This window comes from Enterobacter cloacae complex sp. IR5422 (assembly GCF_049238165.1).
Taxonomy (GTDB): Bacteria; Pseudomonadota; Gammaproteobacteria; order Enterobacterales; family Enterobacteriaceae; genus Enterobacter; species Enterobacter roggenkampii.
On record NZ_JBMKHT010000078.1, the window covers coordinates 1 to 9,740 of the forward strand.

Annotated in this window: 13 protein-coding genes and 1 pseudogene; 3 read left to right on the plus strand and 11 right to left on the minus strand. The window is 56.2% G+C overall.

Features of this window, described 5'->3' with window-relative positions; all coding sequences use genetic code 11:
* Window positions 1-1,196 (plus strand): hypothetical protein (locus tag ACOTXT_RS21580; protein WP_421625444.1); only part of this gene is annotated, 1,196 nt, incomplete at its 5' end.
* Between the two features lie 20 nt (window positions 1,197-1,216).
* Window positions 1,217-2,518 (plus strand): serine dehydratase subunit alpha family protein, encoded by a 1,302-nt coding sequence (locus ACOTXT_RS21585; RefSeq protein ID WP_333166483.1) that lies wholly within the window; start codon window positions 1,217-1,219, stop codon window positions 2,516-2,518.
* A gap of 61 nt (window positions 2,519-2,579) precedes the next feature.
* Here the strand turns inward: ACOTXT_RS21585 and ACOTXT_RS21590 are convergent, their stop codons facing one another.
* The gene (locus ACOTXT_RS21590; protein WP_008503134.1) at window positions 2,580-3,281 is read right to left on the minus strand and encodes a pirin family protein; all 702 of its coding nucleotides are present in this window, start codon (window positions 3,279-3,281) and stop codon (window positions 2,580-2,582) included.
* Between the two features lie 104 nt (window positions 3,282-3,385).
* Here ACOTXT_RS21590 and yhaJ point away from each other — a divergent pair, with 104 nt between their 5' ends.
* Window positions 3,386-4,288 carry a DNA-binding transcriptional regulator YhaJ gene (gene yhaJ / locus ACOTXT_RS21595; RefSeq protein WP_008503135.1) on the plus strand — a complete coding sequence of 301 codons (903 nt, stop codon included), beginning with the start codon at window positions 3,386-3,388 and terminating at the stop codon, window positions 4,286-4,288.
* A gap of 41 nt (window positions 4,289-4,329) precedes the next feature.
* On the opposite strand, the gene ACOTXT_RS21600 is transcribed toward yhaJ, so the two are convergent.
* From ACOTXT_RS21600 to ACOTXT_RS21645, 10 genes and pseudogenes are all read right to left on the minus strand, one after another.
* Window positions 4,330-4,695: a DUF805 domain-containing protein gene (locus tag ACOTXT_RS21600; protein ID WP_008503136.1), complete on the minus strand. Its 366-nt coding sequence runs from the start codon at window positions 4,693-4,695 to the stop codon at window positions 4,330-4,332.
* Window positions 4,696-4,801: 106 nt separating this feature from the next.
* Entirely contained in the window at window positions 4,802-5,788 is a 987-nt protein-coding gene (locus tag ACOTXT_RS21605) for a glutathione S-transferase family protein (RefSeq protein ID WP_100122148.1), read from the minus strand.
* A 71-nt stretch (window positions 5,789-5,859) separates the two neighbouring features.
* A complete protein-coding gene (locus ACOTXT_RS21610) occupies window positions 5,860-6,252 on the minus strand; it encodes a DoxX family protein (RefSeq protein ID WP_023294633.1) in 393 nt (130 codons plus the stop codon).
* 251 nt (window positions 6,253-6,503) lie between these two features.
* Entirely contained in the window at window positions 6,504-6,800 is a 297-nt protein-coding gene (locus ACOTXT_RS21615) for a YqjK-like family protein (RefSeq protein WP_008503139.1), read from the minus strand.
* Window positions 6,797-7,195: a phage holin family protein gene (locus ACOTXT_RS21620; protein ID WP_014885329.1), complete on the minus strand. Its 399-nt coding sequence runs from the start codon at window positions 7,193-7,195 to the stop codon at window positions 6,797-6,799. Before ACOTXT_RS21620 ends, ACOTXT_RS21615 begins: the two co-directional genes overlap by 4 nt.
* A 1-nt stretch (window position 7,196) precedes the next feature.
* Window positions 7,197-7,502, minus strand: coding sequence for a DUF883 family protein (locus tag ACOTXT_RS21625; RefSeq protein WP_008503141.1), 306 nt, complete (start codon window positions 7,500-7,502; stop codon window positions 7,197-7,199).
* Window positions 7,503-7,531: 29 nt separating this feature from the next.
* Window positions 7,532-7,900: a DUF1090 domain-containing protein gene (locus ACOTXT_RS21630; protein WP_008503142.1), complete on the minus strand. Its 369-nt coding sequence runs from the start codon at window positions 7,898-7,900 to the stop codon at window positions 7,532-7,534.
* A 143-nt stretch (window positions 7,901-8,043) separates the two neighbouring features.
* Window positions 8,044-8,427: an EnvZ/OmpR regulon moderator MzrA gene (gene mzrA / locus ACOTXT_RS21635; protein WP_023294631.1), complete on the minus strand. Its 384-nt coding sequence runs from the start codon at window positions 8,425-8,427 to the stop codon at window positions 8,044-8,046.
* A gap of 2 nt (window positions 8,428-8,429) precedes the next feature.
* Window positions 8,430-9,092, minus strand: a complete 663-nt coding sequence (gene yqjA, locus ACOTXT_RS21640; RefSeq protein WP_008503144.1) for a DedA family general envelope maintenance protein YqjA — start codon at window positions 9,090-9,092, stop codon at window positions 8,430-8,432.
* Window positions 9,093-9,436: 344 nt separating this feature from the next.
* A pseudogene (locus ACOTXT_RS21645) lies at window positions 9,437-9,740 on the minus strand (hypothetical protein); the annotation flags it as partial.

Below are 9,740 nucleotides of genomic sequence, written 5' to 3' on the forward strand. Positions count from 1 at the left end.
TCTGGCGGCGTTTACTGGAAAACTCACTGTCGGCAAAAGTCAGTTGCTGGCTCATCCGGTTACTCATTCTGGGTTCAGGTTACAACACGATGATCTCACATCTCGGACTTATTCGCACCTTCCTTAACACGCTGGCAGAATCCCCGGAATGCAAAGACTATCCGAGCGTAATTAGCGGGTATTTGGGTAAGAACTGGGGAATTTTATTAGGTGCGCTCTATTTCGTGATGCTGGTGATCTGGATGTTTGTCTATTCCACGGCCATTACCAACGACAGCGCCTCGTATTTGCACACCTTCGGCGTGACCGACGGTTTGCTCTCGGAAAATCCGTTCTACGGTTTATTCCTGATTTGCATTCTGGTCGCGATTTCTTCACGCGGTGAAAAGCTGCTGTTTAAAGTGTCCAGCCTGATGGTGCTGACCAAATTATTCGTAGTTGCCGCGCTGGGCCTGTCGATGATCGGCCTCTGGCATTTAGCCAACGTGGGCATGCTGCCGCCGCTGGGGCTGCTGATTAAAAACGCCATCATTACGCTGCCCTTTACCTTAACCTCCATTCTCTTTATTCAGACCCTGAGCCCGATGGTGATCTCTTACCGCTCGCGTGAAAAATCGGTGGAGGTGGCGCGTCATAAGGCGCTCCGGGCAATGAACATTGCCTTTGGCGTCCTGTTTGTGACGGTCTTCTTCTATGCCGTCTCTTTCACCCTGGCGATGGGGCACGATGAGGCGGTCAAAGCCTACGAGCAGAATATCTCTGCCCTGGCGATTGCGGCGCAGTTTATCAGCGGCGACGGCGCGGGCTGGGTCAAAATCGTCAGCGTGATCCTCAATATCTTCGCCGTGATGACCGCGTTCTTCGGCGTCTACCTCGGCTTCCGCGAGGCCACGCAGGGTATCGTCATGAACATCCTGCGCCGCAAAATGCCGGCAGAAAGAATCAATGAAAACGCCGTCCAGCGCGGGATTATGCTGTTCGCCATTCTGCTGGCCTGGAGCGCGATAGTCCTGAACGCGCCGGTGTTGAGCTTCACCTCCATTTGCAGCCCCATCTTCGGCATGGTGGGCTGTCTGATCCCGGCATGGCTGGTCTACAAGGTACCGGCGCTGCATAAATATAAAGGCGTATCGCTGGTGATTATTGTCATCACCGGACTGCTGCTTTGTGTTTCTCCTTTCCTCGCATTCTCCTGAGGGTCATTAAGGTCGTAACGATGTCTGAGCAAATTCATCCTTTATGGAATCAATTTATTCGCGCGGTGCAGGAAGAAGTGAAGCCTGCCCTTGGGTGCACCGAGCCCGTCTCTCTGGCACTGGCCTGTGCGATTGCCGCAGACCTCCTGCCGGGGGAGGTCACACGGATTGAGGCGTGGGTCTCGCCGAACCTGATGAAAAACGGGCTGGGCGTGACGGTACCGGGTACCGGCATGGTCGGGTTGCCCATTGCTGCGGCGCTGGGCGCAATTGGCGGTAATGCGCACGCCGGCCTGGAGGTGTTGAAAGATGCCACAGCCGATGCACTGGTCCGCGCCAAAGCTCTGCTTGAGGCAGGGCAAGTGCAGGTAAAACTGCAGGAGGCCTGCGATGAGATCCTCTATTCCCGTGCCTGCGTTTATGCCGGGGATCTCTCGGCAATGGTGACCATCGCGGGCGGGCATACCCGGGTGGTGGAAGTGGTTTGCCAGGGGGAAACGCGCTTTACGCTGGATAAGCCCGTGACCGAGGTGGATGACAACCCGCTGGCGGTACTGTCGCACGCTACGCTGTCGCAGATCCTGGAATTTGTCGAGCAGGTGCCGTTTGAGGCCATTCGCTTCATCCTGGAAGCAGGGCAACTGAACGATGCGCTCTCCCGCGAAGGGCTCAGCGGGAAGTGGGGGCTGCATATTGGCGCAACGCTTGAGAAGCAGCGCTCGCGCGGATGGCTGGCGCAGGATCTGGGTTCAGACATTGTTATTCGCACCAGCGCCGCCTCGGATGCCCGGATGGGGGGCGCAACGCTGCCGGCGATGAGCAATTCGGGCTCCGGTAACCAGGGGATCACCGCCACCATGCCCGTCGTTGTTGTGGCTGAGCACCTTCAGGCCGGTGACGAACGGCTGGCGCGGGCGCTGATGCTGTCGCATCTGTCGGCGATCTATATCCATTATCAGCTTCCGCGCCTGTCCGCACTGTGTGCGGCGACAACGGCGGCGATGGGCGCTGCGGCAGGAATGGCGTGGCTGATGGGTGGCCGTTACCAGACCATCGCAATGGCGATCGGCAGTATGATCGGTGACGTCAGCGGGATGATCTGCGACGGGGCGTCAAACAGCTGCGCCATGAAGGTCTCCACCAGCGTCAGTAGCGCCTGGAAAGCGGTGATGATGGCGCTGGATGAGTCGGGCGTGACGGGCAACGAGGGGATTGTCGCGCACGATGTGGAGCAGTCGATCGCGAACCTGTGCGCGCTGGCGTGCCGCTCGATGCAGGCCACGGACCGGCAGATTATTGAGATTATGGCGAGTAAGGTGTAGCGAGTTCAGGGCTCTATCGGTTCCCTCTCCCTGTGGGAGAGGGTTAGGGTCAGGGCGTTCTTTAAACCGGTAAATCAATCAGCAGCGCGCGCAGCGGCGTATCCGCCACAAGGGTAATATTCGCTTCATCACGAATAAACGCGCCGTCGCCGCAGGTGAGCGCTTCTTTCTCTTCCGCGTGCGTCACCGCATGCACGGTACCGTGAATCGACTGCAGATAGGCGCGCGGGCCGTGAAGCTGGAAGCTTGCCTGCTCACCTTTCTTCAGCTCGATATGGTGCAGCCACACCTGCTGACGCAGCTGCAGGCTCTCTTTACTGCCATCAGGGGATGCAATCAGCTGTTGCTTATCGCCCGTTAAATCTAACTTCTGTACCAGCGGATTTTCCCGCTCAGGGCAGGCGTCGAGCCACAGCTGCATGCGGGTCAGCGTTTTGTCTTTGCTGAGGTTATGCTCGCTGTAGCTGATGCCCGGCTGCGTGGAAATTAACAGCGCTTCGCCAGCCTTTGCCTGGACATGATTGCCCTCGCTATCGCGGTATTCTGCCTCGCCTTCCAGGATCAGGTTCAGGATATCGACTTTCGGGTACGTACGCGGCTGGAAGGAGGCGCCCGGGGCGAGCACTTCCTGGTTCAACACGCGCAGTGAAGCGTAACCGAGGAGTTTAGGGTCAAAGTAGTGTCCAAAGGAAAAGGTGTAGCGGGCCTGCAGCCAACCGAAATCGGCTTGTCCGCACTGTTTAGCTGTTCTTGTCGTAATCATAAACTTGACCTCTCTTTACACTAAAACAATGGTAAAGGTATGGACGCTTCATTGTTAGCCAGATATTCTGCCTGGTATGTTCAAATTTCCTGAATGAGAACGAGATGGCTAAAGAGAGAGCATTGACGCTTGAGGCGCTTCGCGTCATGGACGCGATTGACCGACGCGGCAGTTTTGCGGCGGCGGCCGATGAACTGGGGCGCGTTCCGTCTGCGCTGAGCTACACCATGCAGAAGCTGGAGGAAGAGCTGGACGTGGTGCTTTTTGACCGCTCCGGTCATCGAACAAAATTCACCAATGTCGGCCGAATGCTGCTGGAGCGCGGCCGCGTGCTGCTGGAAGCGGCTGATAAGCTGACGACCGACGCCGAAGCGCTGGCGCGCGGTTGGGAAACCCATCTGACGCTCGTGACCGAAGCGCTGGTGCCGACCGAAGCGCTGTTTCCGCTGGTGGACCGCCTGGCGGCGAAGGCCAATACGCAGCTGTCGATCATCACCGAGGTGCTGGCAGGGGCGTGGGAACGTCTGGAGACGGGCAGGGCAGATATCGTTATTGCGCCGGACATGCACTTCCGCTCATCGTCAGAAATCAACTCGCGCAAACTCTACAGCGTCATGAACGTCTACGTTGCCGCCCCCAACCATCCGATTCACCAGGAGCCGGAGCCGCTCTCCGAAGTGACGCGCGTGAAATATCGCGGCGTCGCGGTCGCGGATACCGCGCGCGAGCGTCCGGTACTGACGGTGCAGCTGCTGGATAAACAGCCACGTCTGACGGTGACCTCCCTGGAAGACAAACGGCAGGCGCTGCTGGCCGGTCTGGGCGTGGCGACGATGCCGTACCCGTTTGTGGAGAAAGATATTGCGGAAGGGCGGCTGCGGGTCGTGAGTCCGGAGTACACCAGCGAAGTGGATATCATTATGGCGTGGCGTCGCGACAGCATGGGCGAAGCCAAATCATGGTGCCTGCGCGAAATACCCAAACTCTTCGCCCACCACAATAAATAAACGAGTAGGCCCGGTAAGCGTAAGCGCCACCGGGCAGTAATTTACGCGACGATCTTAGGATCCGGACCAAAGCGGTTTTCACCTGGGGTGCCGCTCTGGCAGTTGAAGATAAGAATCACGATCCAGCCCACGATCGGGATCAACAGCAGCAATAACCACCACGCCGAACGATCGGTGTCGTGCAGCCGACGGAACAATACCGCCCACGATGGCAGCAGGACTAACAGGCCATAAATGGTGGTCAGCACGCCTTCACCGCCAGCCCGCTCCCAGCCAAGAATTTTATCCACAATACCCAGCACCATGATGAGGATGAAGTTCACCAGAACGAACATCCAGTACTCTTTGCGGCGGGCGCGGCCACCAAATCCAATGTAGTTGCGCAGTACTTTTAAATACCAGTCCATTTTCCTTGCCTCATTAGTCAGTCAATCACTTGTTTTCTAAGCGATCGAGGTAAGAATAGATGGAGATTGTGAATTAAAAAAGGGCATCTGGTGATGCCCTTAATATTTATCCAAAACGGACGTCGCGCCCGTGCGGTTCATCCAGATCCTGCCACGGCCCGATGGAGATAATGCCCGTCGGGTTGATGGTCTTGTGGCTGCGGAAATAGTGGGTGCGAATATGGTCGAAGTCGACCGTCTCCGCGATGCCCGGCATCTGGTAGATGTCGCGCAGGAAACCATGCAGGTTCAGGTAGTCGCTGATGCGGTGCTTGTCGCACTTAAAGTGGGTGACATAGACCGGATCAAAGCGAACCAGCGTGGTCCACAGGCGAATGTCCGCTTCCGTCAGGCGATCGCCCGTCAGGTAGCGATGCTGGCCCAGGATCTGTTCCAGGCGTTCCAGCGATTCAAACACCTTTCCGACCGCTTCGTCATACGCTTCCTGGCTGGTGGCGAAACCGGCCTTATAGACACCGTTATTGACGTTGTCGTAAATCCAGCCGTTCAGTTCATCAATTTTCTCGCGCAGCTCCACCGGATAGTAATCTCCGGCACGGGCGCCGTGCGCGTCAAACGCGGTATTGAACATGCGGATGATTTCCGCAGACTCATTGCTGACAATCGTCTGGTTTTTCTTGTCCCACAGCACCGGCACGGTCACGCGCCCGGTGTAGTGCGGATCGGCACGCAGATAGAGCTGGTACAGGAAATTGTGGTGATAAAGATCGTCGCCGGTCGCTGCAGGGAAATCACTGTCAAACGTCCAGCCATTTTCCAGCATCAGCGGGTTGACCACGGAAACCGGAATGAAGGATTCGAGACCTTTAAGCTTGCGCACGATCAGCGTGCGGTGGGCCCACGGGCAGGCGAGGGAAACATAAAGATGATAACGATCTTTCTCAGCCGCGAAGCCGCCTTCGCCGCTCGGGCCTGGTGCGCCGTCGGCGGTCAGCCAGTTACGGAAGGCCGAAACAGAGCGCTTAAAGCGACCTCCGGTGGATTTGGTGTCATACCAGACATCCTGCCAGACGCCGTCTACGAGTTGTCCCATTTTTTCTCCTCCGTCAGATAGCAAAAGCGAGGAGATGTCTCCTCGCTTTGTGTTTATTCAGTATAGCGTGCTTACCATTTCTTATTCAGAACGCGGTCGATGCTGTATGCGCCCGGGCCAGTGACGGCCAGCAGCAGGAAGCCACCCGCGATGGTCAGGTTTTTCATGAACATCAGTGAGTTCACGCCTTCCGCAAAGTTGCTGTGGAAGATGAACGCGGTCAGCAGGGTGAAGCCTGCGGTAAACAGCGCGGTGGTGCGGGTCAGGAAGCCGAACAGCACTGCCAGGCCGCCGCCGAACTCAAGAAGAATGGTCAGTGGCAACAGGAACCCCGGAACGCCCATGGCTTCCATATACTGCTGGGTACCCGCATAACCGGTGATTTTGCCCCAACCTGCCACGATGAACAGAATTGGCATCAGAATACGCGCGACCAGTACACCAACATCTTCTAATTTTTTCATTTTACTCTCCAGGAAACCACATCAGCGGCTGAACGTTATTTGTCTGCAATTCCGGGTAGATACCGCGTCGTTGCTGTCGATGGAGAGCATCATAAACGTGACGGTGGGCAATTGTTAGCAAGGAAAACTGTCAATCTTCTTCAAAGATATTGAGTAAGGGAGGGGGAGGATTTTGTCGGGTGGCGCTGCGCTTACCCGGCCTACGAGTGTAAGTAGGCCGGGTAAGGCGTAGCCGCCACCCGGCGAGAAGGCTAGCGTAATTGCTGCTGACGGATCGTGGCTTTCACCAGACGCCAGGCGCTCCAGGCACCAAAACCACGGCGCGCCCAGCGGATGAGCATATTTGGATGACGAACCGTCCAGATTGCCATCACGCTGCTGCCGACCAGCGCCCATGAACGCAGGCTCAGGAAGGTGTTCCAGCCCCGGTCAAACCGTCGCGTCGCGTCAATCCAGTCGCGACGGCTGGCCGACAGATCCAGCCGTTGCTGCTGGATCTGGCTTAGCAGGTATGCTTTTCGCTTTTGACGTTCGGCTTTACCGCTCACGGCTTGTCATCCTCCAGCAGGGCGCGATCGTTAGCCAGCTCCTGACGCGTATGGCGCAGGAACGTGGACTTACGCGCTTTACGCAGCGTCCATATGCCGCCAATCAGCGCCGCGACCAGCAGAACGACGGTCGTGGCAATCATGGCGTTGAGACGATACTGCGGGTCAATGGCCCAGATGATTAACACCATCAGGCTCATCAGACCAAACGCGGCGAAGAGCATGGTCAGTCCAAGCATCAGCAGCATCTGGAAGAGGTTCGCTTTCTCCTCCTCCAGTTCGACCACTGCCAGCCGGACGCGCGTTTCGGCAATCCCGACCAGCGTCGTCAAAATACGCTGGCCGATGCCGAGGACGTTGTTAGCAGGCCCTTGTGCGTGACGAGGATCTTCCATATCAACGACGCGTCAGCAGGACACCCAGTACCACACCGACTGCGGCACCAATCCCGACACCCGTCCATGGATTATCACGCACATATTCGTCCGCACGCGCGGCCGCTTCGCGGGTCTGTTTTGCCAGCGCATCGCCGGTTTCACCCAGGCGATAGCGGCTCTCTTTCAGCGCCTGCTCCGCCTTGCTGCGCAGCTTGCTGACCTCTTCTTTTGACTTGTCAGCAGAGGAGTTCAGCACCTCTTCCAGGGTATCGGCCAGGGATTTCAGTTCAGCGCGCAGATGTTCAGACGTCGTATCTTTTGACATGATTCTCTCCTGTTGAGATTTCCGTTAACTCAATAATCGCGAGCTTCCAGCGCTTTCAGGTCGTCCTGCGCTTCTTTCAACTTCTTCTCGCGCTTAGCAATTTTTTCCGCATCCCCTTTCTCTTTCGCTTCCTGCAGGTCGCGACGGCGCTCGGCTATCTCGTCCTTCTGTTCAGCGATTTTCTTCTGGTGGTCGGCACGCAGCTTGCTGTCTGAACAGTTCGCTTTCACTTCGCTCAGCGCTTTTTTAAGACCATCAACACGGTGCTGATTGTTATGCTTTTCGGCATAACCGATCTCACGCTGAATATCCTGTTCTTTCTCCTGACAGAGAGAATTTGCGAAGGATGCTGTGCTTAAAGAAAAAAGGGCCAGAGCCAGAGTCATGCGGAATTTCATTATCGAAACCTTCCATTGTGTTGCGGCGTAAGCCGCTATCCAAAGTTATGCGGAGTACATTCGAGGGGTGCTCCGCGTACTTAAGCATAGTAAGTAAACGGGGGATTCACCAAAGTGAGTGAAAAGATTCGGAATCCTGGTAATTATCCAAACCGATGCGACGTATCGCGAATCAGCGACAGCCAGGCAGCAGGCTGGCTGTCATCTTCCTGCTGAGCGATGATATACCCGTGCGGCAGCGTACGGTCGAGAACCACTTTTGCGGCGGCACTTTGCGCTCGGGAATCAAACTTGATCAGTAAAACATCGTCCTGCGGGGTGATGCTTTTAAAGCGGATCCCGTTCGCGTCCAGATGGTGCCAGACAGAAAAACCGTCAGGCACGCTGGCACCCTGGTTCACCGGGCGAATGGCCAGCGTGGATTCCTGGTGCGAAAGCGCGCTCCATGCCAGCAGCATGGCGCTGAGCACCACCAGTGTTATCACGGCGCAGGCAAAACGGCGCAGGGCGAGCGGTGAGATAGCCATCGTTAGCCTCTGGCTCCGTATTTCTTTTTCCACAGGACGACCAGCGAGCCGATCAGACCGAAGACCAGCAGCACCACAGGCAGCAGCATCAGGCAGGACATCAGCTGGTCTTCATATTTCATAAAGACTGGCGTTTTCCCCAACGCATAGCCGAGCGTCGTCAGAATCAGTACCCACAGCAGGCCGCTCATCCAGTTAAAGAACTGGAAGCGCGCGCTGCTCAGCCCCGACAGACCGGCAATGGTCGGCAACAGGGTGCGTACAAAGGCGATAAAGCGGCCAATCAGCAGCGCAGAAAGCCCGTGCTTATGGAAAAGGTGGTGCGCCCGCTGGTGATAATGTGCAGGCAGGTGCGAGAGCCAGTTCTGGACGATCCGGGTATTGCCCAGCCATCTTCCCTGGATGTAGCTGACCCAGCAGCCGAGACTCGCGGCGACGGTCAGTAACAAAATAGTTTGCGGGAATGCCATCGCCCCTTTGGCGCACAGCACGCCGACAAGCACCAGTAAACTGTCACCGGGCAGGAAAGCAGCAGGCAGCAAGCCGTTCTCAAGGAACAGGATCATAAACAAGACGAAATAGAGCATGCCAATCATGGAAGGGTTGGCCAGCGTTTCAAAATCCTGCGCCCAGAGGGCATGCAGTAGTTGGGTCAAAAGTTCCATTCAGTGTTCCTGGAAATCGGTTAACGTCATGCCTGTTATCCGGGACAAACAGCACGGCGACATGGTTGTGATTTCATTATGGTCGCTCGCGGACACATTGCGGTGTGGCCAACACTGTTCCCTGTTAATTGGCTGGTTAGCAAGCACTAACTTACAAAATAACGAAGTGAATCCAATTGTAACAAAGCCCAACGTTCTGCGTCACAGAATTTGCAGGCGTGAGTTGATTTTGGCGTAAGCCCAGAAAGTGAGCGAGGGGATTTACAAAGGCTGACACTATATATGTTTTGCTTACCCACGTTCGCCGGAAGGCGCAGCGAAGCGCCTGCCAGCGGGAAGGTCATCTATTTTGCGGCACTGGGGACCGTATCGAGATGAACAACGGGATTATCGGCGAAAAGATAGCGGTCAGCGTTAAATTCGAAGTCGTCGCTGGTTTCATTGAACAGCATCTGCTTGGTGTTTTCCAGGTGCTGCCACATCGCCAGCTTAGCGGCGTGCGGATCTTTACGAATCAGCGCTTTAAGGAAGGTGCGAATAAGTCCGAGATGTGAGATCATCGTGTTGTAACCTGAACCCAGAATGAGTAACCGGATGAGCCAGCAACTGACTTTTGCCGACAGTGAGTTTTCCAGTAAACGCCGCCAG